Annotated in this window: 21 protein-coding genes and 1 pseudogene; 14 read left to right on the top strand and 8 right to left on the bottom strand. The window is 64.5% G+C overall.

Annotated features, from left to right (window positions below; genetic code table 11):
• Positions 1–160 precede the first annotated feature (160 nt).
• Positions 161–937 (bottom strand): SDR family oxidoreductase, encoded by a 777-nt coding sequence (locus IVB12_RS23090; RefSeq protein WP_247302350.1) that lies wholly within the window; start codon positions 935–937, stop codon positions 161–163.
• Between the two features lie 152 nt (positions 938–1,089).
• On the opposite strand from IVB12_RS23090, the gene IVB12_RS23085 reads away from it, so the two are divergent.
• Positions 1,090–2,163: a tartrate dehydrogenase gene (locus tag IVB12_RS23085; RefSeq protein ID WP_247302348.1), complete on the top strand. Its 1,074-nt coding sequence runs from the start codon at positions 1,090–1,092 to the stop codon at positions 2,161–2,163.
• Between the two features lie 192 nt (positions 2,164–2,355).
• Here IVB12_RS23085 and IVB12_RS23080 read toward each other — a convergent pair whose 3' ends face one another.
• The 4 genes from IVB12_RS23080 to IVB12_RS23065 are packed head-to-tail and all read right to left on the bottom strand — an operon-like array spanning position 2,356 to position 6,565.
• A complete protein-coding gene (locus tag IVB12_RS23080) occupies positions 2,356–3,429 on the bottom strand; it encodes a malate/lactate/ureidoglycolate dehydrogenase (protein ID WP_247302346.1) in 1,074 nt (357 codons plus the stop codon).
• Positions 3,430–3,440: 11 nt separating this feature from the next.
• Positions 3,441–4,352, bottom strand: a complete 912-nt coding sequence (locus IVB12_RS23075) for an NAD(P)-dependent oxidoreductase (protein ID WP_247302345.1) — start codon at positions 4,350–4,352, stop codon at positions 3,441–3,443.
• Between the two features lie 12 nt (positions 4,353–4,364).
• A complete protein-coding gene (locus tag IVB12_RS23070; protein WP_247302343.1) occupies positions 4,365–5,615 on the bottom strand; it encodes a Zn-dependent hydrolase in 1,251 nt (416 codons plus the stop codon).
• Positions 5,616–5,647: 32 nt separating this feature from the next.
• A complete protein-coding gene (locus IVB12_RS23065; protein ID WP_247279797.1) occupies positions 5,648–6,565 on the bottom strand; it encodes a LysR family transcriptional regulator in 918 nt (305 codons plus the stop codon).
• 120 nt (positions 6,566–6,685) lie between these two features.
• On the opposite strand from IVB12_RS23065, the gene IVB12_RS23060 reads away from it, so the two are divergent.
• From IVB12_RS23060 to IVB12_RS23035, 6 genes are all read left to right on the top strand, one after another.
• Positions 6,686–7,501, top strand: a complete 816-nt coding sequence (locus IVB12_RS23060; RefSeq protein ID WP_247302340.1) for a putative hydro-lyase — start codon at positions 6,686–6,688, stop codon at positions 7,499–7,501.
• Positions 7,502–7,590: 89 nt separating this feature from the next.
• Positions 7,591–8,835 (top strand): ABC transporter substrate-binding protein, encoded by a 1,245-nt coding sequence (locus tag IVB12_RS23055; protein WP_247302338.1) that lies wholly within the window; start codon positions 7,591–7,593, stop codon positions 8,833–8,835.
• A 168-nt stretch (positions 8,836–9,003) separates the two neighbouring features.
• Complete coding sequence (locus IVB12_RS23050; protein ID WP_346657735.1) at positions 9,004–9,882, top strand: branched-chain amino acid ABC transporter permease; 879 nt, start codon at positions 9,004–9,006, stop codon at positions 9,880–9,882.
• Positions 9,882–10,865 (top strand): branched-chain amino acid ABC transporter permease, encoded by a 984-nt coding sequence (locus tag IVB12_RS23045; RefSeq protein ID WP_247302337.1) that lies wholly within the window; start codon positions 9,882–9,884, stop codon positions 10,863–10,865. The genes IVB12_RS23050 and IVB12_RS23045 overlap by 1 nt, the downstream gene beginning before the upstream one ends.
• Positions 10,862–11,593: an ABC transporter ATP-binding protein gene (locus IVB12_RS23040; RefSeq protein WP_247302335.1), complete on the top strand. Its 732-nt coding sequence runs from the start codon at positions 10,862–10,864 to the stop codon at positions 11,591–11,593. The genes IVB12_RS23045 and IVB12_RS23040 overlap by 4 nt, the downstream gene beginning before the upstream one ends.
• Entirely contained in the window at positions 11,577–12,281 is a 705-nt protein-coding gene (locus IVB12_RS23035) for an ABC transporter ATP-binding protein (RefSeq protein WP_247302333.1), read from the top strand. The genes IVB12_RS23040 and IVB12_RS23035 overlap by 17 nt, the downstream gene beginning before the upstream one ends.
• A gap of 180 nt (positions 12,282–12,461) precedes the next feature.
• Here the strand turns inward: IVB12_RS23035 and IVB12_RS23030 are convergent, their stop codons facing one another.
• Positions 12,462–13,136 carry an aldolase gene (locus IVB12_RS23030; RefSeq protein ID WP_247302331.1) on the bottom strand — a complete coding sequence of 225 codons (675 nt, stop codon included), beginning with the start codon at positions 13,134–13,136 and terminating at the stop codon, positions 12,462–12,464.
• 104 nt (positions 13,137–13,240) lie between these two features.
• Between IVB12_RS23030 and ltnD the strand changes: the two genes are divergently transcribed.
• The 6 genes from ltnD to IVB12_RS23000 all read left to right on the top strand — a co-directional run bounded on the left by ltnD (position 13,241) and on the right by IVB12_RS23000 (position 22,619).
• Complete coding sequence (gene ltnD, locus IVB12_RS23025) at positions 13,241–14,158, top strand: L-threonate dehydrogenase (RefSeq protein ID WP_247302329.1); 918 nt, start codon at positions 13,241–13,243, stop codon at positions 14,156–14,158.
• Positions 14,159–14,174: 16 nt separating this feature from the next.
• Entirely contained in the window at positions 14,175–14,957 is a 783-nt protein-coding gene (otnI, locus tag IVB12_RS23020) for a 2-oxo-tetronate isomerase (RefSeq protein ID WP_247302327.1), read from the top strand.
• A complete protein-coding gene (gene otnK / locus IVB12_RS23015; protein ID WP_247302325.1) occupies positions 14,954–16,228 on the top strand; it encodes a 3-oxo-tetronate kinase in 1,275 nt (424 codons plus the stop codon). Before otnI ends, otnK begins: the two co-directional genes overlap by 4 nt.
• Before the next feature lie 167 nt (positions 16,229–16,395).
• Entirely contained in the window at positions 16,396–18,087 is a 1,692-nt protein-coding gene (locus IVB12_RS23010) for a methyl-accepting chemotaxis protein (RefSeq protein WP_247302323.1), read from the top strand.
• A gap of 169 nt (positions 18,088–18,256) precedes the next feature.
• A complete protein-coding gene (locus tag IVB12_RS23005; protein ID WP_247302322.1) occupies positions 18,257–21,436 on the top strand; it encodes an efflux RND transporter permease subunit in 3,180 nt (1,059 codons plus the stop codon).
• The gene (locus tag IVB12_RS23000) at positions 21,423–22,619 is read left to right on the top strand and encodes an efflux RND transporter periplasmic adaptor subunit (RefSeq protein WP_247302320.1); all 1,197 of its coding nucleotides are present in this window, start codon (positions 21,423–21,425) and stop codon (positions 22,617–22,619) included. Before IVB12_RS23005 ends, IVB12_RS23000 begins: the two co-directional genes overlap by 14 nt.
• Before the next feature lie 147 nt (positions 22,620–22,766).
• Here IVB12_RS23000 and IVB12_RS22995 read toward each other — a convergent pair.
• Both IVB12_RS22995 and IVB12_RS22990 read right to left on the bottom strand, forming a co-directional pair.
• Positions 22,767–24,275, bottom strand: a pseudogene (locus IVB12_RS22995) (acetyl-CoA acetyltransferase).
• 134 nt (positions 24,276–24,409) lie between these two features.
• Positions 24,410–25,543: a nitronate monooxygenase gene (locus IVB12_RS22990; RefSeq protein ID WP_247302311.1), complete on the bottom strand. Its 1,134-nt coding sequence runs from the start codon at positions 25,541–25,543 to the stop codon at positions 24,410–24,412.
• A 318-nt stretch (positions 25,544–25,861) separates the two neighbouring features.
• On the opposite strand from IVB12_RS22990, the gene yghU reads away from it, so the two are divergent.
• Positions 25,862–26,743 carry a glutathione-dependent disulfide-bond oxidoreductase gene (yghU, locus tag IVB12_RS22985; RefSeq protein ID WP_247302310.1) on the top strand — a complete coding sequence of 294 codons (882 nt, stop codon included), beginning with the start codon at positions 25,862–25,864 and terminating at the stop codon, positions 26,741–26,743.
• The last annotated feature ends 197 nt before the right edge of the window (positions 26,744–26,940 follow it).

Here is a 26,940-nt window from a genome sequence, read left to right as displayed (position 1 = left end):
CCGAAAGATCCCACGGTCGGGACGAAGAGCTGGCCTGCAATCGAACAAAGAGCTGATCATAAATCTTGACACACCAAACCCCCATGTGAGCAATCCAGACTCTTACCCGCCGATACATTCCTGGATTTGCTTCGCTGCGCTCGCAATGACGAGGACAGAGTTAACCCCAGCCGGCGCTGATGCCGCCATCGACGGTATAGATCACGCCCGACGTATAGCCCGAGCGATCCGACGCCAGGAACGCCATGAGGTCGCCGATCTCGCGCGCATGCGCAGGGCGCCCGAGCGGCAGACTCTTCTGGAATTCCCTGTAGCGGCTCTCGTCGCCGAATTGGTGCTTTGCCCGCGTCTTGAGCAGCGTGACGTGGCGGTCGGTGCCGACAGGGCCGGGATTGATGCCAACCACACGGATGTTGTCGGCGAGACTTTTTCCACCGAGGGCACGGGTGAACGCCATCAGCGCAGCATTGCCGGCGCTGCCGCAGATGTAATTGGCATCAAACTTCTCGCCGGCCGCGCCGATGTCGTTGACGATCACGCCGCCACCCCTGGCCTTCATCTGCGCGTAGATCTGCCGCGTGAGGTTGATGTACCCGAACACCTTCAATTCCCAGGCGTGCCGCCAGGTCGCCTCGTCGATCTTGTCGATGGACCCGCCGGGGATGTCGCCGGCATTGTTGACGAGGATGTCGATGCCGGCGGCCTCCTTGGCGAGCCGCGCAATGTCCTCGGCTTTGCGCAGATCGACGACACTCGTCGCGGCGTCGATCTGGTGCGCGGAACGCAACCGCTCGGCCAGCGCCTTGAGCTGCTCGCCGCTGCGGGCTGCAAGCAGCAGATGCGCGCCTTCCTCGGCAAACGCCTCAGCGGCGGCCGCGCCGATGCCCTTGGATGCGCCCGTGATCAGGACGCGCTTGCCGCGCAGATGCAGATCCATGAGGGGTACTCGCAGGATGGGAACAGGATCAGATCAGTAGGCGCTCGGTCGCGCCACGGTCAACATTGCAGTGCAGCGTTGCACTGCCGCCGCGTTTGGTCCATTGCAGTGCAATCAAAAGGCGGCTGCCGAAACCAACCAAGGACGTCTCGATGAGCAAGAAACAATACCGGATCGCAATCATTCCCGGCGACGGCATCGGCAAGGAAGTGATGCCTGAGGGCCTGCGCGTTTTGGAGGCGGCGGCGAAGAAGCACGGGGTGTCCCTGCAATTCGACCATTTCGACTTCTCGTCCTGGGATTATTACGAGAAGCACGGCCAGATGATGCCAGATGACTGGAAGGAAAAGATCGGTAAGCACGATGCGATCTATTTCGGCGCGGTCGGCTGGCCGGCCAAGATTCCGGATCACGTCTCGCTGTGGGGCTCGCTGATCAAATTCCGCCGCGAGTTGGACCAGTATGTGAACCTGCGTCCCGTGCGGCTGATGCCCGGCGTGCCGTCGCCGCTGGCGAACCGCAAGCCCGGCGACATCGATTTCTGGGTGGTGCGCGAGAACACGGAAGGTGAATATTCCTCCGTCGGTGGCCGCATGTTCCCGGACACCGAGCGCGAGTTCGTGACGCAGCAGACAGTGATGACTCGCACCGGCGTTGACCGCATCCTGAAGTTCGCCTTCGAACTCGCGCAGTCGCGGCCGAAGAAGCACTTGACCTCGGCGACGAAGTCGAACGGCATCTCCATCACCATGCCCTATTGGGATGAACGCGTGGAGGCGATGGCCAAGAAGTTTCCGGGCGTGAAATGGGACAAGTACCACATCGATATTCTCACCGCGAACTTCGTGCTGCATCCAGACTGGTTCGACGTCGTGGTCGGCTCCAATCTGTTCGGTGACATCCTCTCCGATCTCGGCCCGGCCTGTACCGGCACCATCGGCATCGCGCCGTCTGGCAACATCAATCCCGAGCGCAATTTCCCATCCGTGTTCGAGCCGGTGCACGGCTCGGCGCCCGATATCGCGGGGCAGGGCATCGCCAACCCGATCGGCATGATTTGGTCGGGCGCGATGATGCTCGAGCATCTCGGCGAGAAGGAAGCCGGCAAGTCGATCGTCGACGCGATCGAGCGCACGCTCGCCGAACGCACGCTGCGGACGAAGGACCTCGGCGGCAATGCCGACACCACTGCCTGCGGCAAGGCGGTGGCGGAGATGGTAGACTAGTTCGCTGTTTTACCCTCTCCCCTTGTGGGAGAGGATGGCTTCAATGCGAAGCGTCGAAGACGGGTGAGGGTGTATCTTCGCGGAAGCAGACCTCTCATTGTGGGTTTTTGCTCGCTGCGAGAACCCCCTCATCCGGCGCTTCGCGCCCCCTTCACAAGGGGAGAAGGGGAAGACAAGCGTGCTTCGCTCTGCTTAGCCCACAATCTTCTCAATCGTCGCCTGATCAAGCCCGAACCGCTTTCCGGCGTCCAGAATCTCCTGCCAGGTATTCGGATCCACAGGAATGCCCTCGGCGAGCCGCTTCTTCTTGGTCTCGCGCTCGGGCTCGCCGGCGATCTTCACCTTGTCGACGCCGGGGGCGGGGGGCGAGCCGGTGTGCCAGGCAACGAAGCTCTCGACTTCGCGCGCGAGGTTCTCGCCGGTGCCGAGCTTGTTCGGATCGATGATGATCGAGAGCATGCCGTTGAGGACGCGGCGCTTGCTGTCGGCCGGTCCTTTGACGACCTGCCCGCCCGAAAGTGCGCCGCCGAGAATTTCGCACACCAACGCCAACCCAGAACCCTTATGCTCGCCGAACGGCAGGATGGCGCCGTGCGGGGCGATCACGGTGTAGCGCGGGTTCGTGGTTGGCCTGCCTTCGTTATCGATGATGGTGCCGGGCTCGAGCGCGACCCCCTTGTTGTAGGCGACGCGGGTCTTGCCCTGCGCGATCTTGCTGGTGGCGAAGTCGAGCACGATCGGCTCGTGGCCTTCGCGCGGGATGCCGACGCAGAACGGATTGGTGCCGTGGCGCGCATCGCTGCCACCCCAGGGCGCCACGATCGGGCGCGAGATCACGTTGACGAAGTGGATCGACACCAGCCCGTGCTCAATGCACTGCTCGGCCCAATGGCCGATGCGGCCGATATGGTGCGAGTTGGAGAGGCCGACGACGCACACGCCGTTGCGCTTGGCGCGCTCGGCGCCTAGCTCCATCGCCTCATGGCCCATCACCTGGCCGTAGCCGGTGAGGCCGTCGAGGGTCAGCAGGGGGCCCGTATCCATCACGATCTTGACATGCTGGTTGACCGCGAGGCCGCCCTCGGCGACCGCCTCGGCATAGCGCGGAATCATGCCGACGCCGTGCGAGTCGTGGCCTTTCAGGTTCGCCTCGACGAGGTTGGTGGAGACCAGTTCGGCTTCGCGATCGGTGGATCCGCCCGCCTTGGCGATGGCATGGATGACGCTGGTGAGCTTCTCTGCCTTGATGGTGCGGTAATCGGCCATGGTTGTTGCTGTTATCCCTTCACGATCCGGCGGCAGTGCTCCCACGCCGCGCCAATCAGGTTCTCGCTCGCCTCCGGCGTGCGGAAGGCGGAATGCGCCGACAGCGTCACATTCGGCAATTTTGTCAGCGGATGGTCGCCGGGCAGCGGCTCGACGTTGAAGACGTCGAGGCCGGCATGGCGGATGTGGCCCGATTTCAGCGCATCAATCATGGCGGCTTCGTCCACGATCGCGGCGCGAGCGGTGTTGATCAGGATGACACCGCGCTTCATCGCAAAGATCTTCTCGCGCGTGATCATGCCGCGCGTCTCGTCATTGAGCAGCAGGTGCAGCGACACGACGTCGCTCCTTGCCAGCACGGTATCGAGATCGGTGAATTCCACGCCAGGATGGCTCTTCGGCGAGCGGTTCCAGGCGATCACCTTCATGCCGCTACCGGACGCAATGCGCGCAACTTCTGCGGCGATGCCGCCGAAGCCGATCAGCCCGAGCGTCTTGCCGGTGAGCTGCATACCGTCCTCGCGCAGCCAGTTGCCGCCGCGCATCTCGCGATCCATCATCGCGATGACGCGGGCCGAGGCCCACATCAGCGCGATCGCGGATTCCGCCACCGCCGTGTCGCCGTAGCCCTTGATCAGATGCACGGAGATGCCGAGCTCGGCCAGTTCCTCCGGGTTCATGTAGCTGCGCGCGCCGGTGCCCAGGAACACGACGTGCTTGAGGCCGGTGCACTTCCTCGCAACCCCGGTCGGCAGTGCGGTGTGGTCGACGATGGCGATCTCGGCGCCGTCGAGGATCTCCGGATATTGCTCCGGCTTGATATCGGGATTCCTGTGGATCCGCACTTTGGGATCGCCGGGCTTCTCCAGCCGCTCCATGATCACGGCCAGCGTTTCATTGGCGTCGACGAAAACTCCGCGCATGGTTCTCTCCGGTCAGGACGCGACGCCGGCGATCGCCAGCACGGTGTGCATGAGCACGTTGGTCCCCGCGGCACAGTCCGCTTGCGTGGCATCCTCCAGCTCGTTATGGCTGATGCCGTCCTTGCAGGGCACGAACACCATCGCCGCCGGCATGACGGTGTTGAGGTTGCAGGCGTCGTGGCCCGCCCCGGAGGTGATGCGGCGAGAGGAATAGCCGAGCGTCTTCGCCGCGTTCTCGACCGCTGCAATCAGCTTGGGATCGAAATGCGTCGGCGGCTTGCGCCAGACCAGGTCGATCTTGACCTCGACCTTGCGGCGCGCAGCGATCTCGGCAATCGCGGCGCGCAAATCGCGATCGAGCGCGTCCATGATGGCACCATCCGCGCTGCGGCAATCCATGGTGAAGGCGATCTCGCCGGGAATGACGTTGCGGGACGGATTTGCGATCACGGCCTCGCCGATGGTGCCGACCGCGTTCGGCCCATGCTTTTTCGCGATCGCTTCCATCGCCAGCACGATCTCCGACAATGTCGCCAGCGCGTCGCGCCGCAGCGGCATCGGTGTCGAGCCTGCATGGCTCTCGAAGCCGGAAATCTTGCCGTCGTACCACAGCACGCCCTGGCCGGAATCGACCACGCCGATGGTCTTGCCTTCGGCCTCCAGGATCGGGCCCTGCTCGATGTGCAATTCGACAAAGCAGCCGAGCTTCTGGAAACCGACCGGCTTGTCGCCGCGATAACCGATGCCGTCGAGCGCCTGCCTGACGGTCATGCCTTCAGCGTCCTTGCGCGCCAAAATGTCATCGGTGGTGAAATCGCCGACATAGGCGGCAGACGCCATCATCGCCGGTGCGAAGCGCGAGCCTTCCTCGTTGGTCCAGTTGACGATGCAGATCGGCGCTTCCGTCTCGATGCCGGCATCGTTCAGCGTGCGGATCACTTCCAGTGCGCCGAGCGTACCCAGAATGCCATCATACTTGCCGCCGGTCGGCTGGGTGTCGAGATGCGAGCCGATGCCGACGGGCGGCTTTGTCATGTCGCGCCCCTTGCGCAGGCCGAACATCGAGCCGAGCGCATCGACATGCACCTCCAGGCCCGCGTCTTCGCAGGCCTTGCGGAACCAGTCGCGGACCTGCTTGTCCTCGGAGCTGAGCGTCAGCCGCCGCACGCCACCCTTGGCCGTCGCGCCGAACTGCGCGGTCTCGTGGATGGAGCCCCAGAGGCGGGCGGGATCGATCTGCAGGTTGGTGGCGGCTCGGCTCATGCGGTCAGTCTCTCAATTGTCCGGCGTCTTTTTCAATGACGCGCCAGCGCGGGCGCGTCAACCGCGAGGCTGCTCTGCGCAATTTGCCGCGCCAGCTCCGCGACGCGCTCGATAGCCACGACGTCGGGCGAGGCGAGCCAACTCGCGGTGAAGGTCAGCGGCGCGATCGCGAGATCGGTGTCGAGCAGTTGCAGCCTCCCGTCGGCGAGCTCGTTCTCGACGATGGCGTCGGGGATCACGGCGATGCCGAGCCCTTCGACCGCCATGTGGATGACGGTGGCCAGCGAGGCGGAGGCATGCAGTCGGATCGGCGGCAGCTCGGGCCGGTCGAACACCTCGCGCACGACCTCGTAAGGCTTGGTCTTGCGCGGGAAGGTGATGATCGGAAATCGCGCGAGCTCCGCCGGCGTCACCGGGCCCTTGCCGAGGCCGAGCGAGGGGCTGGCGAGGAAACCGATCGGATAATCGGCGAGCACGCGGTTGTGCACGCCGGAAGCGGACAGCGGTCCCACCACGAACGCAAGCTCGATCTCCTGCGCGAGCAGGCGGGCGGTGAGGTTCGGCGTGATGTCGACCTCGATCTCCAGCGACAGGTTCGGATAGACCTCGTTCATGCTCTTCACCAGGCGCGGCAGCCAAGTGTGCACGATGGTCTCGGCGACGCCGAGTCGCATCACGCCGCGCATCGCCGAGCGGTCGCCGATCTCCGCCATCATCGCGGCGCGCAGCCCGATCAGCTTCTCCGCATAGACCATCATCTGCCGGCCGCTCGGGGTCGGCGAGGCCACGCGATGGTCGCGGTTGAGCAGCTTTACGCCCATCTCGCGCTCGAGCTGGGCGATGCGCTGGGAGATCGCCGGCTGGGTTGTGTTGAGCCGTTGCGCGGCGCCCCGAAAGCTGCCGAGCTTCACAACCCAGAGAAATGTCTCGATCGACCTGAAGTCCAGCATTGGAAGGATCTTCCTAATCGATAAAAAAAATTTATCGAGTTTGATTAGAAACGACGATTAGACTTTATAGCACGCTTGGTGTTGGCTTGTCTTTGTCGAGTTTATAGGCAGGTCGATCCCATGACTGTTTTGGTGGCAGCGCAGCAAACTGAAACGCCCGACACGCTCCCGAGCCGCAAGGCGCGGCTTGCCTATCGCGAAGGGCAGGTCGCCTCCACCGCCGGCGTTGCGCCCGGCTTCGTCCAGGGCAATCTGGCGATCCTGCCGGCGGAATATGCCAGCGCCTTTCACCGCTTCTGCCAGCTCAATCCGAAGCCGTGCCCGATCATCGGCATGTCCGACGTCGGCAGCCCGCACATCCCCTCGCTCGGCGTCGATCTCGACATCCGCACCGACGTGCCGCGCTATCGCGTCTGGCGTGACGGCGAGGTCGTCGACGAGCCGACCGACGTGAAGAGCTACTGGCGCGACGATCTCGTGACCTTCGTGCTTGGCTGCTCCTTCTCGTTCGAAGAGGCGCTGCTCGAGGAGGGCATGCCGATCCGTCACATCGAACAGAACGTGCGCGTGCCGATGTACCGCACCAACATCGCTTGCGGCGAGGCCGGACCGTTCGCCGGTCCGATGGTGGTGTCGATGCGCCCGTTCAAGCCGGCGGATGCGATCCGCGCGGTGCAGATCACCTCGCGCTATCCCGCCGTGCACGGTGCGCCGGTGCATCTCGGCCATCCGCATCTGATCGGCATCAAGGACATTGCCAAGCCCGATTACGGTGATCCCGTGCCGGTCGCCGATGACGAGATCCCGGTGTTCTGGGCTTGCGGCGTCACGCCGCAATCGGTGATCAACGCAGCAAAGCTGCCGTTCGCGATCACGCATTCGCCCGGCCTGATGCTGGTGACGGATCTCAAGAACAGGACCATGGCCGTGATTTAGTAGGCAGCGTTTGCTGCTTGTTCGGGCTTTACCGCATCCATCAATCACTTCATTCGATCAGTCGAAATTCAGTAACAGGGGACTTTGCCATGACGATCTCTCGCCGCGACGTGTTGTTGGGAGCTACCGCTACGGCCGCGCTGGTGCCGCTGGCAGCGCGCGCACAGACCTCGGAAGTCGTGATCGGCGTGATCTATCCGTTCTCCGGCGGCAGCGCGCAGCAGGGCGTCGATGCCCAGAAGGCCTATGAGACCGCGCTCGAAGTCATCAACAAGGACACCGATTTCGACCTGCCCCTGGCGAAAGGTGAAGGCCTGCCGGGGCTCGGCGGCGCCAAGGTCCGCCTCGTGTTCGCCGACCACCAGGCCGATCCGCAGAAGGGGCGTGCCGAGGCCGAGCGCCTGATCACGCAGGAAAAAGTCGCCGCCATCATCGGCACCTATCAGAGCGCGGTCGCCGTCACTGTCAGCCAGATCTGCGAGCGCTACCAGATCCCGTTCGTCTCCGCCGACAATTCCTCGCCGAGCCTGCATCGCCGCGGCCTGAAATACTATTTCCGTGCCGCGCCGCATGACGAGATGTACTCGGCCGCAATGTTCGACTTCTTCGATGCCATGAAGAAGAAGGGCACCAAGATCGAGACGCTGTCGCTGTTCCACGAGGACACCATCTTCGGCACGGACTCCGGCAACGCTCAGGCCAAGATCGCCGGCGAGCGCGGCTACAAGATCGTCACCGACATCAAATACCGTGCCAACTCGCCCTCGCTCTCGGCCGAGGTGCAGCAGCTCAAGTCCGCCAACGCCGACGTGCTGATGCCGTCGAGCTACACCACCGATGGCATCCTCCTGGTCAAGACCATGGCCGAGCTCGGTTACAAGCCGAACGCGATCGTGGCGCAGGATGCCGGCTTCTCGGAGAAGGCGCTCTATGATGCCGTCGGCGACAAGCTCGAAGGCGTGATCTCGCGCGGCACCTTCTCGCTCGACCTCGCGCAGAAGCGCCCGATGGTCGGCAAGATCAACGACATGTTCAAGGCGAAGTCGGGCAAGGACTTCAACGACCTCACCTCGCGCCAGTTCATGGGCCTGATCATCCTCGCCGACGCCATCAGCCGCGCCAAGTCGACCGACGGCGAGAAGATTCGCGATGCGCTGGCGGCGACCGACATCCCGGGCGAGCAGACCATCATGCCCTGGAAGCGCGTCAAGTTCGACGAGATGGGCCAGAACAACGACGCCGACCCGGTGCTGCTGCAATATGTTGGCGGCAAGTTCGTCACCATCTTCCCGCCGCAGGCCGCGATCGCCGAGGCGATCTGGCCGATGAAGTAAGACGCTGCTGGAGCAGGATAGAAGATCGAGGTCGTCGTGAATGCCTCGTCATTGCGAGGAGCGTAGCGACGAAAGCAATCCAGACTGCCTCGGCGGTGAGATTCTGGATTGCTTCGCTTCGCTCGCAATGACGGAGCAAACTATGACGTTTCGAACGGGGGATCAGAGGTGACAGCCCAAGCCATTATCCAAAGTCTCGCGAGCGGCCTGCTCATGGGCCTGCTCTACGGACTGATCGCGGTCGGCCTCGCGCTAATCTTCGGCCTGATGGACGTCACGAACTTCGCCCATGGCGAGTTCCTGATGATCGCGATGTACCTGTCCTTCTTTCTGTTCGCGTTCTTCGCGATCGACCCCTTGCTGTCTGCGCCGCTGGTCGCCGCGGCGCTCTTTATCTTAGGGGCGGTAGTCTACTTACTCATTGTACGCTTCGCCATGCGCGCCAAGGCCAATGCCGGCATGGTGCAGATCTTCTCGACCTTCGGCCTGGCCATCGTCATGCGCGGCCTCGCGCAGTACTTCTTCACGCCGGACTATCGCAGCATCCCCCAGTCCTGGCTCGGCGGTAAAACCATCTCGGTTGCCGGCATTTTCCTGCCGGAGCCGCAGCTGGTTGGGGCGCTGGTCTCGATTCTCGCTTTCGCCGGTCTCTATCTCTTCATCCACCGCACCGACTTCGGCCGCGCGCTGGAAGCCACGCGTGAAGATCCCGGTGCGGTCGCACTTGTCGGCATCGACAAGAACCGCGTGTTCGCGTTCGGTTGGGGGCTCGGCGCCGCGCTGGTCGGCCTTGCGGGTGCGATCATGGCGAGCTTCTTCTACATCTATCCCGACGTTGGCGCGTCCTTCGCCCTGATCGCCTACGTCACGGTGGCGCTCGGCGGCTTCGGCAGCGTGTTCGGCGCCTTCGCCGGCGGCATCATCGTCGGTCTGGTCGAAGCGGTGACCGCGCTGGTGCTGCCGCCGTCGCTGAAATCGGTCGGTATCTACGCGGTCTATCTGCTGGTCGTCTTCGTCCGGCCGCGCGGCCTGTTCGGATCGATATGATGGACAAGGATTTTGCAGCGCGGCGCCGCCGCGACCTCGTCATCGCCGCGGTGCTCGCCGTGGTTGCCGCGCTGACGCCATTGTTCGTGAAGGACGTCGTCGTCCAGAACATCCTGATCCTGACGCTGATGTATGCGGGACTGTCACAAAGCTGGAACATCCTGTCCGGCTATTGCGGGCAGATTTCGCTTGGGCACGCGCTGTATTTCGGCCTGGGTGCCTATACCACCGAGCTGCTGTTCATGAAGTTCGGCGTGCTGCCCTGGTTCGGCATGCTGGCGGGCGGCGTGGTGTCGGCGCTGATCGCGATGGGACTCGGTTATCCCTTCTTCCGCCTGCGCGGCCATTACTTCGTGATCGCCACCATCGTCATCGCTGAGATCGGGTTGCTTCTGTTCCATAACTGGGAATGGGCCGGCGCCGCGATGGGCATCACCATTCCAATCCGCGGCGACAGCTGGCTGAAATTCCAATTCCTGCGCACGAAGCTGCCGTACTTCTACTTCGCGCTGGCGCTGTGCTGCCTCGCCTGGTTCGTCACTTGGTGGCTGGAAGATTCCAAATGGGGCTATTGGTGGCGTGCGGTAAAGGACAATCCGGAGGCGGCCGAGAGCCTCGGCGTCGTCGTGTTCAATTCCAAGATGGGCGCGGCCGCCGTCTCCGCCTTCCTGGTCGCGGTGGGTGGCAGCTTCTACGCCCAGTTCGTCTCCTACATCGATCCCGAAAGCGTCATGGGCTTCCAGTTTTCGTTGCTCATGGCCTTGCCCGCCGTGCTCGGCGGCATCGGCACCCTGTGGGGGCCGGTGCTCGGCGCCGCCATCCTGATCCCGCTGACTGAGCTGACGCGCTTCAAGTTCGGCGGCTCGGGACGCGGTGTCGACCTCATTGTTTACGGCACGCTGATCGTCCTGATCTCGTTGGCCTTGCCGCGAGGGCTGTTGAGCCTGTTTTCGCGCCCGAACAAGACGGGAGCCACGCGATGACCGCGCTGCTTGAAACACGCGGCGTCTGGCAGAGGTTCGGCGGGCTCGTCGCCAACAGCGATGTCTCGATCTCGGTCGGCCGCGGCGAGATCGTCGGCCTGATCGGCCCGAACGGCGCCGGCAAGTCGACATTGTTCAATCTCATCGCGGGGGTGCTGCCGCCGACGCAAGGCTCGATCTGGTTCGACGGCGAGGATGTTACCCGCATGCCGGCGGCCGAGCGCTGCCAGCGCGGCATCGGGCGCACCTTCCAGGTGGTCAAGAGCTTTGAGACCATGACGGTCATCGACAACGTCATCGTCGGCGCCTTGGTTCGCAACACCCTGATGCGTGAGGCGCGCCGCAAGGCGCATGAGGTGCTCGAATTCACCGGCCTTGCCGCGCGCGCCGATGTGCTCGCAAGCGACCTCGTGCCGGCCGAAAAGCGCCGCCTCGAAGTCGCGCGTGCGCTGGCAACCGAGCCAAAGCTGCTGCTGCTCGACGAAGTCCTCACCGGCCTCACGCCGACGGAGGCGCAGACTGGCGTCGGCTTGGTGCGCAAGGTGCGCGATGCCGGCATCACCGTGCTGATGGTCGAGCACGTCATGGAGATCGTGATGCCTTTGGTCGACCGCGCCATCGTGCTCGACCTCGGCAAGGTGCTGGTCGAGGGCAAGCCTGCTGAGGTCGTCCGCGATCCCAAGGTGATCAGCGCATATCTGGGAGATCGTCATGCTGTCGGTGCGTGAAGTCACGACCGCCTACCAGGGCCTGGTCGCGATCTCCGCGGTCTCGATCGAGGTTCAGAAGGGCGAGATCGTCTGCGTTGCCGGCGCCAACGGCGCGGGCAAGTCGACGCTGCTCAAGTCCATCGCTGGCGCCGAGCGGCCGCGTTCGGGCACGGTGACATTCGACGGCAAGCGTCTCGATGGCATGGCGCAGCATCACATCACGGCCACCGGCATTGCCTATGTGCCCGAGAACCGCCGCCTGTTCCCTCGCCTGTCGGTGCGCGACAATCTGCGCCTCGGCAGCTATCTCTATCGCGGCGAGGCGAACCGTGAGGAGCCGCTCGATCTCGTCTTCCAGCTTTTCCCGCGTCTGTCCGAACGCCTGGAGCAGCGCGCCGAGACGCTCTCCGGTGGCGAACAGCAGATGCTCGCGATCGGCCGCGCGCTGATGACGCGTCCGCGGCTGTTGATGCTGGACGAGCCTTCGCAGGGTATCATGCCAAAGCTGGTGGACGAGATCTTTCAGGCCGTGAAGCGCATCCGCGACGCCGGCATGACCGTGCTGATCGTCGAGCAGCGCATGGCCGAGTGCCTCGAGATCGCCGATCGCGCCTACATCCTGCAAACCGGCCGCGTGCTGATGCAGGGCGCGGCCGCGGAGATCAAGGGCAATCCCGACGTGAGGAAGGCGTATCTGGGGTTGTAGGCACGAAGTGTGGAGCAAGCTGCCCCCGCACACGCGGTGTCATCGCCCGACTTGATCGGGCGATCCAGCATTCCAGAGACGCCAGCGAGAGACGGATAAGCCGCGGCGTACTGGATTCCCCGCTTTCGCGGGGAATGACAGTGGGCGAGGCGACGCTCGTCCATTCCTAACCGCAAATCGCTAGTCCCCATGCCCATGCTCCGGCAGCGTCACCCCGAACACCTTCGCCAGATCCTGCACCTGCTCCGGCGACAAATACCGTGGGTTCATCCCGCGCAGCAGCAGGTACAGCTTTGCCGTTTCCTCCAGCTCTTCCGTCGCGAACACCGCGCCTTCCAGCGTGTCGCCGGCGACGACTGGGCCGTGATTGGCGAGCAGCACCGATGAATATTTCCCCGCCAGCCCTTTGATCGCATCCGCGACGGCAGGATCGCCAGGGCGATAATACGGCACGAGCGCGGTGGCGCCGCATTTCATCAGATAGTAGGCCGTCATCGGCGGCAGCGCGGCGCGCGGGTCGATCTCGGGCAGCATCGAGAGCGCAACCGAATGGGTCGAGTGCAGGTGCACGATCGCGCGCGCGCTCCCGCGCGTGTCATAGAGCGCCGTGTGCAGCGGAACTTCCTTGGTCGGCGCATCGCCTGAAACCAGCCGTCCCCGGCTATCCAGCCGCGACAGCTTTGCCGGATCGAGGAAACCAAGCGAGGCGTTGGTCGGCGTCACCAGCCAGCCGCCGCCGTCCAGCCTGACGCTGATATTGCCGGAGGAGCCCGGCGTCAGCCCGCGCTCGAACAGCGACCGCCCGAAGCGGCAGATATCCTCGCGCAGCCGTGTCTCATTGCTCATGGCCGTCATGCCTGCTTGTCTCACGCTTTGGCAGCGCGGCCAAGCCGTGTTATCGGTTCGCCGAGCCGCCGCAAAGGGCGGCGGTCCGGGAAACGTTCGCAAGGGTCAGTTGCATGTCCGCCTCCACGTCACAAAATCAGCGCATCGTCGTGATCGGGCTCGGCTCGATGGGCTTTGGCATGGCGACCTCGCTGAAACGCGCCGGCCATGCCGTCACCGGCTGCGACGTCTCGGACGATGCCGTCGCGCGCTTCGTAAAGGACGGTGGCGCGGGTGCCAAGACGCCGGCTGACGCTGCCAAGGACGCCGACATCGTCGTCAGCGTCGTGGTCAACGCTGCCCAGACCGAAACGATCCTGTTCGGCAAGGACGGCGCCGCCGAGACCATGCCGAAGGGCAGCGTCTTCATATCCTCGGCGACCATGGATCCGGATGTCGCGCGGCGTCTTGCCAAGCAGTTTGAGGCGACCGGCCGGCATTATCTGGATGCGCCGATCTCCGGTGGGGCGCAGCGCGCCGCGCAAGGCGAGCTGACCATCCTCGCGTCCGGTAGCTCCGCCGCTTTTGCTAAGGCGCGGCCAGCTCTCGATGCCATGGCCGCAAAGGTCTATGAGCTCGGGGACGCCGCAGGGCAGGGCGCCGCGTTCAAGATGATCAACCAGCTCCTCGCTGGTGTGCACATCGCCGCCGCCAGCGAAGCGATGGCGTTCGCGGCCAAGCAGGGCCTCGACATTCGCAAAGTCTATGAGGTGATCACGGCCTCCGCGGGCAATTCCTGGATGTTCGAGAACCGGATGCCGCACGTGCTCGATGGCGACTACACGCCGCGCAGCGCGGTCGAGATCTTCGTCAAAGACCTTGGCATCATCCAGGACATGGCGCGCAGCGCCAGATTCCCGGTGCCGGTCTCCGCCGCCGCGCTCCAGATGTTTCTGATGACGTCAGCCGCCGGCATGGGCCGTGACGATGACGCTTCGGTGGCGCGGATGTATGCGCAGGTCACCGGCGTCAAGCTGCCCGGCGACAAGTAGAGCTGAGAGGATTCCGATGCCCCGTTTTGCCGCCAATCTCTCGATGATGTTCACCGAGGTGCCGTTCCTCGACCGGTTCGATGCCGCCGCGCAAGCGGGCTTCACCGCAGTCGAGTTCCTGTTTCCCTATGAGCATCCCGCCGAGGCGGTCGGCGAACGGCTCAAGCGCAACGGCCTGACCCAGGCGCTGTTCAACCTGCCGCCGGGCGACTGGAACGCCGGTGAGAAGGGCTTTGCCGCGCTGCCATCACGCTTCTCCGATCTCAAGGCAAGCCTGGAGACGGCACTGCCCTATGCGAAGGCGACCGGGGTCAAGTGCCTGCACCTGATGGCCGGCATCGCCAACCGCGGCGAGCGCGTGGCGATCGAGGCCTTCTACAAGTCGGTGGCCTGGGCCGCGGAGTTCTTCGCGCCGCACGGCATCGACGTCGTGATCGAGCCGATCAATGCGCGCAACGTGCCCGGCTACTTCCTCAACGATTTCGGCTTCGCGCGCGACCTGATCCAGGAGTTGAGGCTGCCGAACCTCAAACTCCAGTTCGACATCTATCACTGCCAGATCATCCATGGCGACGTCACGATGCGGCTGCGCGAGATGATGCCGATCATCGGCCACATCCAGATCGCCAGCATTCCCTCGCGCAACGAGCCTGACGGCGAGGAGCTCAACTATCCGTTCCTGTTCGATGAGCTCGACCGGCTCGGCTATACCGGCTTCGTCGGCTGCGAATACAATCCGCGCGGCAAGACAACGGATGGGCTCGCCTGGTTCAAGCCTTACGCAGGAGTGAAGCCGTGATACTTGCGTTGGGCTGCATCGCCGACGACTACACCGGCGCCTCCGACCTTGCCAATACGCTGACGCGTGCGGGCCTGCGTACTGTGCAGACCATCGGCGTGCCCGCGAACGATCTCGCGCTGCCCGAGGTCGACGCCGTCGTGGTGTCACTGAAGAGCCGTTCGATCGACGCCAGCCTTGCCGTGTCGCGCTCACGCGCGGCGGAGACATGGCTGCGCGGCCGCGGCGCGGGCCACGTGCTGTTCAAGATCTGCTCGACCTTCGATTCCACCGATGCCGGCAATATCGGGCCGGTGATGGACGCCTTGCGCGCCGATTGCGGCGAAAGCGCCGTGCTGGTGACGCCGGCCTTTCCGGAAACAGGACGCACCGTCTACCAGGGCAACCTCTTCGTCGGCGCCGTGCCGCTGAACGAGAGCCCGCTGAAGGACCATCCGCTCAACCCGATGCACGATTCCAACCTGGTGCGCGTCTTGGCGCGCCAAAGCAAGACGCAAATCGGGCTCGTCGATCTCGCCACGGTCTCGCGCGGTACAGACGCCGTGCGGGCGCGCCTGGCCGAGCTCGCGGGCAAAGGCATCGGCGCCGCGATCATCGACGCCGTGTTCGACCGCGACCTCGAGACGATCGGCCTCGTCGCCGCCGAACATCGGCTCTCGGTCGGCGCCTCCGGCATCGGCCTTGGCCTCGCTCGTGCGCTGGTGTCGACAGGCAAGGTCAACTCGACGGCGGCAGGCGGTACGGGCGCTGCGGTTGGCGGGCCGGCGGCCTGCCTTGCCGGAAGCTGCTCGCAGGCAACACTTCAGCAGATCGCCAATGCCGAGCGTGTCATGCCGGTGTTACATCTTGATCCCGAGCAGATCGTCGCAGGGGCCGGCGAAGCGCAGCGGGCGCTGGCCTGGGCGAGACCGCGCCTGGCGGATGGCCCTGTCCTGATCGCCTCGAGCGCGACACCGGAAGCCGTTGCCGCCGTTCAGGCGCATCACGGCCGCGATGCGGCCGGGCATGCCATCGAGCAGGCCATGGCCAACATTGCCGAAGGCCTGATGCAGGCGGGTGTTCGGCGCTTGATCGTCGCGGGTGGCGAGACGTCAGGTGCCGTGGTCGACCGGTTGAGGATTCCCGGGTTTCTCGTAGGAGTGGAAATTGCGGCGGGTGTCCCGGTGTTGCGCGCTGTCGGCGCAGAGACAGGCGAGATGCTGCTTGCCCTAAAGTCCGGCAATTTCGGTGGCCCGGAGTTTTTCACGGACGCGCTTAGACTCATGCGCTGAGCGCAGAGCATTGTTAGCTGCCTGTTCATTTCTTTCGGCTTTCCGTACTCGTACGGAGTCGTAGTTAACTTCTGCGCAGGTGCTCTGGTGTCGGATGTCGGTGCTGCTCCTTTTGTTTGATTCGTAGTTCCCGGACGCGCACCGGCCAGCACAAAGAGACCCAGTTCATGTTCGCCACTATTTCCATCCGCGCCAAGATCATCAGTGTCGTGGCATTCTTGCTGGTCGCAATGACCGGCATGGGTCTGCTCGCCGTCATGAAGATGCGGTCGATGAATGCCAACACCGTCGACATCACCACGAACTGGATGCCCAGCGTGCGCGTGCTGGGCGAACTGCGCGCCGGTGTGATCACCTATCGCAACGTGATCCGCGAGCACATGCTGTCCGAAACCCTGGAAGAGAAGCTGGCGGCGGAAAAAACGCTTGGGACGGTGGTCGAGGCGAATACCAAGCTTCGGCAGTCGTATGAAGCCATGATCACGTCGATCGAGGAACGGGCACTCTACAGCGAGTGGTCCAAGCTGTGGGAAGACTACAAAAAGGGCACACAGGAGGTGATGGCCCTGTCGCGCAAGGAGGCCGGCAAGATTCCGCACGAAGCGCACGAGTTGAACAGCAAGACGGTCAACAAGATCGGGCTGCAGGCCGACGAGGTTTTGAGGCGGGACATCGAGCTCAACACCAAGGGCGCGGATCAGGCCGCACGAGACGCTGACGACAGTTATGATCATGCCGTCATGCTGGTCTCACTCATTCTCAGTGCGGCGGTCGTCATTGGCATCGGCGTCAGTTTCTATCTTGTTCGTGACGTCTCCCGGGGCATCAGCTCCATCACCGAACCCATGCAGGCGCTGGGCAAGGGTGACCTCACTGCCAAAGTCCCCCATCGCGGCGAGAAGACCGAGATCGGCGCCATGGCCGATGTGCTCCAGGTCTTCAAGGAGGCGCTGATCGCCAAGAGGGCGGCCGACGAAGCCGCCGCGGTCGACGCCGAAGCCAAGATCGAGCGCGGCCGCCGCGTCGACAGCATCACCCGCGAATTCGAAACGATGATCGGCGAGATCGTCCAGACCGTGTCGTCGGCCTCGACCCAGCTCGAAGCCTCCGCCTCGACGCTGACCTCGACCGCCGACCGCTCGCAGCGGCTGGCGACCACAGTTGCCGGAGCTTCGGAGGAAGCCTCGACCAACGTGCAGTCGGTGGCCTCGGCGACCGAGGAGATGGCCTCGTCAGTCGGTGAGATCAGTCGCCAGGTGCAGGAATCGGCGCGGATGGCGGGCGACGCCGTCGGCCAGGCGCGCGCGACCACCGAGCGCGTCAGTGAACTGTCCAAAGCGGCGTCCCGCATCGGCGACGTCGTCGAGCTCATCAACACCATCGCCGGCCAGACCAATCTCTTGGCGCTGAACGCCACCATCGAGGCCGCGCGCGCCGGCGAAGCCGGCCGCGGCTTTGCGGTGGTCGCCTCCGAGGTGAAGGCGCTGGCCGAGCAGACCGCGAAGGCGACCGGCGAGATCGGCCAGCAGATTTCCGGCATCCAGGCGGCGACCAACGATTCGGTCGGCGCCATCAAGGAGATCTCCTCGACCATCGAGCGCCTGTCGGAGATCTCGTCGGCGATCGCGGCCGCCGTGGAAGAGCAGGGCGCGGCAACCCAGGAGATCGCGCGCAACGTGCAGCAGGCAGCGCAGGGCACCCAGCAGGTCTCCGCCAACATCACCGACGTGCAGCGCGGCGCGACCGAGACCGGCACGGCCTCCTCGCAGGTGCTGTCGGCGGCGCAGATGCTGTCGAACGATTCGAACCGGCTGAAGAACGAAGTCGGCAAGTTCCTGTCCAACGTGCGCGCCGCGTGAGGCACGCGGCCGCATGGCTGCGATGTAGATTTCGCAGTGCGGTAGCAGGGAAGTGAATGCGCGAGGGCCGCCGGAGGTTAGCGTTTCCGGCGGCGCTCGGGTAAAGGGAGATGGGGGTCGCCCGGGGGCGGATTTCCACATTCTCGCTTGACCTGGAATTGCCTGGCGCATGATTGCTCTGGTCCGTATTGCCCTGAGCCGGCCCTATACTTTCGTCGTGCTCGCGCTGCTGCTGCTGATCATCGGGCCGCTGGCGGCGCTGCGGACACCGACTGATATCTTCCCGGACATTCGCATTCCCGTGATCGGCGTGGTCTGGCAGTACACCGGCCTGCCGCCCGACCAGATGTCCGGCCGCATTACGACGCCATTCCAGCGCGCGCTGACGACGACGGTCAACGATATCGAGCACATCACTGCCAATTCCTATAACGGTTTCGGCATCATCAAGATCTTCTTCCAGCCGAGCGTCGATATCCGCACCGCGAACGCGCAAGTCACCGCCATCTCGCAGACGCTGCTCAAGCAGATGCCGCCGGGCGCGACGCCGCCCTTGATCCTGAACTACTCCGCTTCCACCGTTCCGATCATCCAGGTGGCGCTGTCGGGTGAAGGCCTCACCGAGCAGAACCTCGCCGATATCGGCATCAATCAGCTTCGCACGCCGCTGGTCACTGTGCCCGGGGCGGCGATCCCGTACCCGTTCGGCGGCAAGCAGCGCCAGGTTCAGATCGACCTCGATCCGACCGCGCTCCAGGCCCGCGGCCTCTCGGGCCAGGACGTTGCCAACGCGCTCGCCGCCCAGAACCTCATCACGCCGGTCGGCACCCAGAAGATCGGCCAGTTCGAATACAACATCCAGCTCAACAACTCGCCGCTCCGGATCGACGAGCTCGGCAATCTGCCGATCAGGACCGTCAACGGCGCGATGGTCTACGTCCGCGACGTCGCGAGCGTGCGCGACGGCAATCCGCCGCAGACCAACATCGTCCATGTCGACGGCAACCGCTCGGTGCTAATGATGGTGCTGAAGGCGGGCGCGACCTCGACACTCGATATCATCGCCGGCATCAAACAGAAGGTCATCGAGGTCAAGGACCAGCTGCCCGACGCACTGAAGATCGGCTTCATCGGTGATCAATCGGTGTTCGTCCGCGGCGCGATCCAGGGCGTTGCCTTCGAAGGCGTGATCGCGGCGCTGCTCACCAGCGTCATGATCCTGTTGTTCCTCGGCAGCTGGCGCTCGACCATCATCATCGCGGTCTCCATCCCGCTGTCGGTGCTGGGCGCCATCATCATGCTGTCGGCGATCGGCGAGACGCTGAACATCATGACACTCGGCGGCCTTGCGCTCGCCGTTGGCATTCTCGTCGACGACGCCACGGTCACGATCGAGAACATCAACTACCATCTGGAGCAGGGCAAGCCGGTCGAACAGTCGATCCTCGACGGTGCCAACCAGATCGTGACGCCGGCCTTTGTGTCGCTGCTCTGCATCTGCATCGTGTTCGTGCCGATGTTCTTCCTCACCGGCGTCGCGCGCTTCCTGTTCGTGCCGATGGCCGAAGCCGTGATGTTCGCGATGATCTGGTCGTTCATCCTGTCGCGCACGCTGGTGCCGACCATGGCGAACTACCTGCTGCAGGCGCATGTCCATCACGAGGGCGGGCCGCCGAAGTCGCGCAATCCCTTCGTCTGGTTCCAGCGCGCCTTCGAGGCGCGGTTCGAGCGCATTCGCGGCTTCTATCGTGGTTTGCTCGGCCTCGCGCTGGCGCACCGTGCGGTCTTCGTGATCGGCTTCCTCTGCGTGGTCGGCGCGTCCTTTGCCCTGGTGCCGTTCCTCGGGCGCAACTTCTTCCCCGCGGTCGATGCCGGCAACATCCTAATGCATGTCCGCACCCAGGTCGGCACCCGCGTCGAGGAGACCGCCAACCAGCTCGCCGACGTGCAGAAGGCGGTCCGCAAGCTGATCCCGGGCGAGATCGAGACCATGACCGACAACATCGGCATGCCGATCTCCGGCATCAACATGACCTACAACAACACCGGCGTGATCGGCCCGCAGGACGGCGACATCCAGATCAAGCTGAAAGAAGGCCACAAGCCGACCGAAGAGCATGTACGCGTGCTGCGTGAGCAGCTGCCGCGATTGTTCCCCGGCGTCAGCTTCGCGTTCCCGCCCGCCGACATCGTCAGCCAGATCCTGAACTTTGGCGCGCCGGCGCCGATCGACCTCCAGATCCGCGGCGCCGATGTCAGCGCCAATTTCGCTTACGCCAATAACCTGCTGGCCAAGGTCCGCAAGATTCCCGGCGTTGCCGATGCGCGCATCCAGCAATCGCCGAACAATCCAACATTCAACATCGATGTTGATCGCACCCGCGCGCAATATGTCGGTCTGACCGAACGGGACGTCACCAACAGCCTCGTCGTCAATCTCGCCGGCTCCTCGCAGGTCGCGCCGACCTACTACCTCAACCCCGACAACGGCGTGTCGTACTCGATCGTGATGCAGACGCCGCAATACCAGATCGACTCGCTCAGCGCGCTCCAGACGCTGCCGATCACCGCGACCGGCAATGCGCAATCGCCGATCCTCGGCGGCATCGCCGATATTAAGCGCTCGACCTCGAGCGCGGTGGTCTCGCAATACGACATTCAGTCGATGGTGCAGATCTTCGCGACCACGTCCGGCCGCGATCTCGGGGCGGTCGCGGCCGACATCCGTCAGCTGATCGCGGACACCGCAAAGGAGGTGCCGAAGGGCTCGTCCGTGGTGCTGCTCGGTCAGGTGCAGACCATGAACAGCGCCTTTACTGGTCTGCTGTTCGGCCTGCTTGGCGCCGTCGTGCTGATTTATTTCCTGATCGTCGTGAACTTCCAGTCCTGGTCCGATCCCTTCGTGATCATCACGGCGCTGCCGGCCGCGCTTGCCGGCATCGTCTGGATGCTGTTCATGACGGAGACCACGCTGTCGGTGCCGGCGCTCACCGGTGCCATCATGTGCATGGGCGTTGCCACCGCCAACAGCGTGCTCGTGATCTCCTTCGCGCGTGAACGCTACCAGGAGCTCGGCGATCCCGTCGCCGCTGCGCTGGAAGCCGGTTTCGTCCGATTCCGCCCCGTCCTGATGACCGCGCTCGCCATGATCATCGGCATGGCGCCGATGGCCTTGGGCCTCGGCGAGGGCGGTGAGCAGAATGCGCCGCTCGGCCGCGCCGTGATCGGCGGCCTGATCTTTGCAACCTTCGCCACGCTGATGTTTGTTCCCGTGGTGTTCAGCATGGTACACAAGAAACAAGGCGCCAAAGCCGCCGCCCCATTGGAGACTGCGCATGTCGCCCACTGAAACCCGCTCCCCGGTGTCGCACCGGAAATTGGGCATCTTCGGCGTGGTGGCGCTGATTGCGGCAGGCCTCGTGGTGGGCACGGGCATCCGTGCCCGCGAGGAGCAGGGCTCCAAGTTGAAGGAATGGACCCATGATCAGGCCATTCCGAGCGTTGCGGTGACCCAGCCCAACGCCAAGGCCCTCAACGCCACCATCGATCTGCCGGGCCGGCTGGAGGCCTACTACCGTGCGCCGATCTTCGCGCGCGTGTCGGGTTACCTGAAGAGCTGGAGCGCCGATATCGGCGCCCGCGTCAAGGCAGGGCAGGTGATTGCCGAGATCGAGGCGCCAGACCTCGATCAGCAGCTGTTGCAGGCCCGCGCCGACCTCGCCAGCCAGCAGGCCAGCGCCAGGCTGTCCGAAGCGACGCTGAACCGCCGCAAGACGCTGGTCGCCTCGAACTTCGTCTCTGCACAGGAGATCGACGAGCGCACTGCAGATCTCTCCAACAAGAACGCTGCCGTGCATTCGGGCCAGGCCAACGTCGAGCGGCTGGAAGCGCTGGCCGGCTACAAGAAGATCACCGCGCCGTTCGACGGCGTCGTCACCGCCCGAGACACCGACGTCGGCGCACTGATCAATGCCGGCGGCGGGGCGGGTCCGGCGATGTTCGTGGTTTCCGACATCACCAAGCTGCGTGTTTACGTCAACGTGCCCCAGAATTATGTGCCGGCGATCAAGATCGGCGCCAAGGCCATCATCACGCTCCCGGAATATCCGAATCGGTCGTTCCAGGCGACCGTGGAAGCCTCCTCCCAGTCCGTCGACGTCGCCTCGGGCACCACGCGGATGCAACTCGGGCTCGACAATTCCAGCGGCGAGCTGATGCCCGGCGGTTATGCCAGCGTGAAGCTCAGCTTGCAGCGCGACTCCGCGCCGCTCAGCATCCCCGCCAGTGCGCTGATCTTCAACAGCAACGGCCTGCGCGTTGCGACGGTCAGCCCGGACGACAAGGTACAGTTCAAGACCGTGACCATCGCGCGCGACCTCGGCCGCGAGATCGAACTTGCTTCGGGCATTACAGCGGACGACCGCGTCATCACGGCACCGCCGGACGGCTTGTCGGATGGGGATGCAGTGCGCGTGGTTGGCGCCAAGGCCAAGCCGGCGACCGCGTCGGAGAAGCAGGCACCGAAGAGCTAGGGCGCCTCGTGCCCCGGACGCAGCGCAGCATGAAGTCATGCGCTGCTGAGCCGGGGCTCGTCTCCCCTCAAAGCACCGTGTTTCTTGCCGGGGGCCCCGGCTCTGCGGAGCGGCCTTGCATGCCGCACCCTGTCCGGGACACGAGAGCTACGTCACCCGCCACTGCGGCACGCCGTCGGTCGCCGTCGTGACATCGCCGACTGATCCCACCGGCGTGCGATCCATGTTGAGCAGATGCGCCAGCGTCGCCGTGTCGCTCGCTGGAATCCGCGCCAACGTGCGGCGATCGTCTGCCGTCCGCAGCATCACCACGCCATGCTCGACCTCGCCGCCGCGGCCGTAGAGCACGGTAAAGCTCTCGACCTTGCCCTTGCCAGTTGCCTCCGCGACGAATTCCGGCACGGCCCGCTTGTTGCGGTCGGCTTCCGCCTGCACGCTCGTCTCCTGCATCAACGCCGCGCGCGGCGGCGTCTTCGACACCACCAGCGCGTGGTGCTTGGTGACGAAGCCGCCCTGGCCGTAGAGCAGACCGAGCTTGGCGCCGTCGCGCACGCGCCGCACCATCGCGCAGGCCGCGTGCGTCATGTAGGTATTGAGCGGGGCGCCGAAGAACGTGAGGCCGCCGGTCACGGTCGGCTGCACGTCAGCATCCAGGCCAAGCGTCCGCCGCGCCATCTTCGGGACGCACGGGAAGCAGCTGTAGAGCTCGATGGCGTCGAACTTCTTGCCGTCGCCGCCGGCGAGATCCATCACGGCCTTCAAGACCGCGTTCTGCGGATGGCTCTCGTAGAACTGGTCGCGCAGGAGATAATCGCGCGGCTCCTCCGCCGAGGCGCCGCCGAGCGGATAGACCAGCTTGTCCTCGGTAATGCCCGCCGCACGCGCCTTGGCAAGGCTCGTGAGCAGCAGCGCGCCGCCCATGTTGACGCTGGGATTGGCGACCATGAGCTTATTGTAAGGCCATGCGATCAGGCGGTTGTCCGCGGTCGGGGTCGTGATTTCGTCAGGCGCATAGCGCCGCTTCAGCCAGGCATTGGGATTTTGCGCCGCGGCTTCGGACTAGCGCGACCACAGCGTGCCGGATTCAGCCATCGCCTCGCGCGGCGTCTGGCCCCAATACGCGGACGAAGCCGCCTCATAGAACGGATAGACGGTGACCGGGCGGAACACGCCGAGCTTCACTGCCAGCGGTTTCTGGAACGCTGCCCCGCGCTTGGGCTCCTCGACATCGTGTGCGAATGGCGTCCATGGCAGCTTTGTCCCGGCGCGCTCAGCCTTGGTCGCGGTCGATTGCGCCTCGGCGCCGCAGATGGCCGCCACGGTGCATTCGCCCCGCGCGATGCGCTTTGCAGCCTCGTGAATATAGCGGATCGGGCTCTCGCCGCCGACTGGGCCGTAGTAACAATGCGAAGGCGAGATGCCGAGCCGCTGTGCCAGCAGCGCTTCTGGATCGCGATAGCGCCAGCTCAGAAAGTTCACGACGTCAAGCGACTGCACCTCGCCCAGCAGCTTTGCACCGGCGTCTGCTTCCGCGCGCCGCAGCGCCTGTTCGAGCAGATCGAGCGGCTCGAGGCCGTCAGTGATCTCCTTGGGACGGTCGACAATCTCGCCGACGCCGACGATGACGGGGATGCGGTCTGGGGAAACAGTCGTCATTGTTCTTGCTTCTTCACTCTCTGAGATCTCCGACCTCATCCTGAGGAGCCTGCGAAGCAGGCGTCTCGAAGGATAGGCCACGGGCTCTCATGGTTCGAGACGGCGCTTGCGCGCCTCCTCACCATGAGGGTCCATCACTCCGCCACCAGCGCATTCATGTGCTCGACGGCCTCCGCAAACTCTTCCTTGAACTCCTGCACCACGGCGCCGGCCGACTTCACGCTGTCGATCAGCCCGACGCCCTGGCCGACGAAATAGCTGACGAGATCACGCGCCTTGGCATTGCCGCTCGCCGCCGCGCGATCGATGGAGTTGAAGGCGTCGCGACTGATGATGCTCTGGAGCGGCATCGGCAGCGCGCCCGGACTCTCCGGCGCGCGGTCCCAGGCATCGGTCCAGACCGAGCGGAGCTGTCGCGCGGGCTTGCCGGTACGGCCCTTCGAGCGCACCGCGTCGCGTGAGGAGGCCGCGATCATCTTCTCGCGAAAAATCTCCGTGGTTTCGGCCTCGACGGTCGCAAGCCACACCGATCCGGTCCAGGCGCCGGCCGCGCCCATCGCCATGCAGGCCGCCATCTGCCGGCCCGTCATGATGCCGCCGGCGGCCAGCACCGGCACCTCGCGGATCGGCTTGATCGCCTTAATCACCTCCGGCACCAGCACCATGGTCGAGACGTCGCCGCAATGGCCGCCGGCTTCCGTGCCCTGCACCACGAGAATGTCGACACCGGCTGCGACCTGGCGCAGCGCGTGCTCCTTGGCGCCGACAAGCGCAGCAACGGGCACGCCGTGGGTCTTGCCCATCTCGATCATGGCCTTCGGCGGCACGCCGAGTGCATTGGCGATGAGCCGGATCGGATGGCGGAACGAAATTTCGAGCAGCTCCAGCGCCGTTTTGGCGTCGAACGGCTGCGGCTGGTTGGCGGCGACCTCGGTCGTCGTCAGCTCGATGTCGTACTTCTTCAGGAGATCGCGCGCGTAGTTGCGGTGCTCTTGCGGCACGCGGGTTTCCAGGCTCTTCCAGGTGACGTTCTTCTCGCCCGCGGTGGAGATGTTTTCGGGGATCAGCACGTCGATGCCGTAGGGCTTGCCATCGACGTGATCGTCGATCCATGCCAGTTCGCGTTCGAGCGTATCAGGCGTATGCGCGGTGGCACCTAACACGCCAAAGCCGCCGGCGCGGCTGACGGCCGCAACGACGTCGCGGCAATGGCTGAAGGCGAGCAGCGGGAACTCGATCCCCAGCATGTCGCAGATCGGCGATTTCATGGCTCTCTCCCGGCAGTCTTCGCGTTCTCGTTGCTGTCGCGGCGAAGCAAAGCGACGCTAGCGGATCGTCGCTGGCGATGCCATGCCGGATTCGACGGCGCATCTTGCGTGGACACGCCGCGCGATGCTCCACCCCCAGGCTAACTCCTGGTGCTTGGAAGGCTTCGTGATGGAGTCCGAAGCGCCGGAGCTGGCGGCAGACAGGCGAGCGCATGACGCGAGCCTGAGGCCCGCGCCGGGCGCAGATCGGGCAGCCCTTGTCATCCGCCATTTGCGGGCTAATTAATGCAGGCGCATCTTTCCGCCGGAGCCTCTCGCATGACCGATACCCCTGCCTACGTGCCGCCCAAAGTCTGGACCTGGAACAAGGAAAATGGCGGCCAGTTCGCCAACATCAACCGCCCGATCGCCGGCCCCACCCACGACAAGGAGCTACCGGTCGGCCGCCATCCGCTCCAGCTCTATTCGCTGGCGACGCCGAACGGGGTGAAGGTGACGGTGATGCTGGAAGAGTTGCTGGCGCTCGGCCATAAGGGCGCCGAATACGACGCTTGGTTGATCAGGATCGGCAACGGTGACCAGTTCGGCAGCGGTTTTGTCGAGATCAATCCGAACTCCAAGATCCCGGCGCTGATGGACCGCTCCGGGCCCGAGCCGATCCGGGTGTTCGAGTCCGGCTCGATCCTGTTCTACCTCGCCGAGAAGTTCGGCGCCTTCCTGCCGAAGGACGTCAAGACGCGCACTGAGGCGATGTCCTGGCTGTTCTGGCAGATGGGCAGCGCGCCCTATCTCGGCGGTGGCTTCGGCCATTTCTACGCCTACGCGCCGACCAAGATCGAATACGCCATCGATCGCTTCGCGATGGAGACCAAGCGCCAGCTCGACGTGCTCGACCGGCGGCTCGCCGACAACGAATATCTCGCGGGCAGCGAGTACACCATCGCCGATATGGCGGTGTGGCCCTGGTACGGCGCCCTCGCCAAGGGCTTGGTCTATGGCGCCGGCGAATTCCTCTCGGTGCAGGATTACAAGAACGTGCAGCGCTGGACCGACCAGATCGCCAGGCGCCCGGCCGTGAGGCGCGGCCGCATGGTCAATCGCGTCTCCGGCGATCTCGCCAGCCAGCTCCACGAGCGGCACGACGCGAGCGATTTCGAGACCAAGACTCAGGACAAGCTTGAGGCGGCGAAGACTGCGTAACGTCGTTCGCCGATATGGTAGTTCGCCGATATTGTAGCAACCATTAAGTGACGGCAGTTTTTTGCTCCGCCCGGATCGTCTGCGCCTGCCATGATGACGCCGTGCTCGCGTCCGTCAAGGCGTGGCCTGGCAACAGACCACGTGAGGTTCGAGCGAGCGACGGCCATCCTTGACGGACGCTGCGCGCGACGTCATGA

The organism is Bradyrhizobium sp. 179 (genome assembly GCF_023073535.1).
Taxonomy (GTDB): Bacteria; Pseudomonadota; Alphaproteobacteria; order Rhizobiales; family Xanthobacteraceae; genus Bradyrhizobium.
The sequence above is the reverse complement of the archived record's forward strand: the minus strand, read 5'-3'. Positions and strand labels throughout refer to the sequence as shown.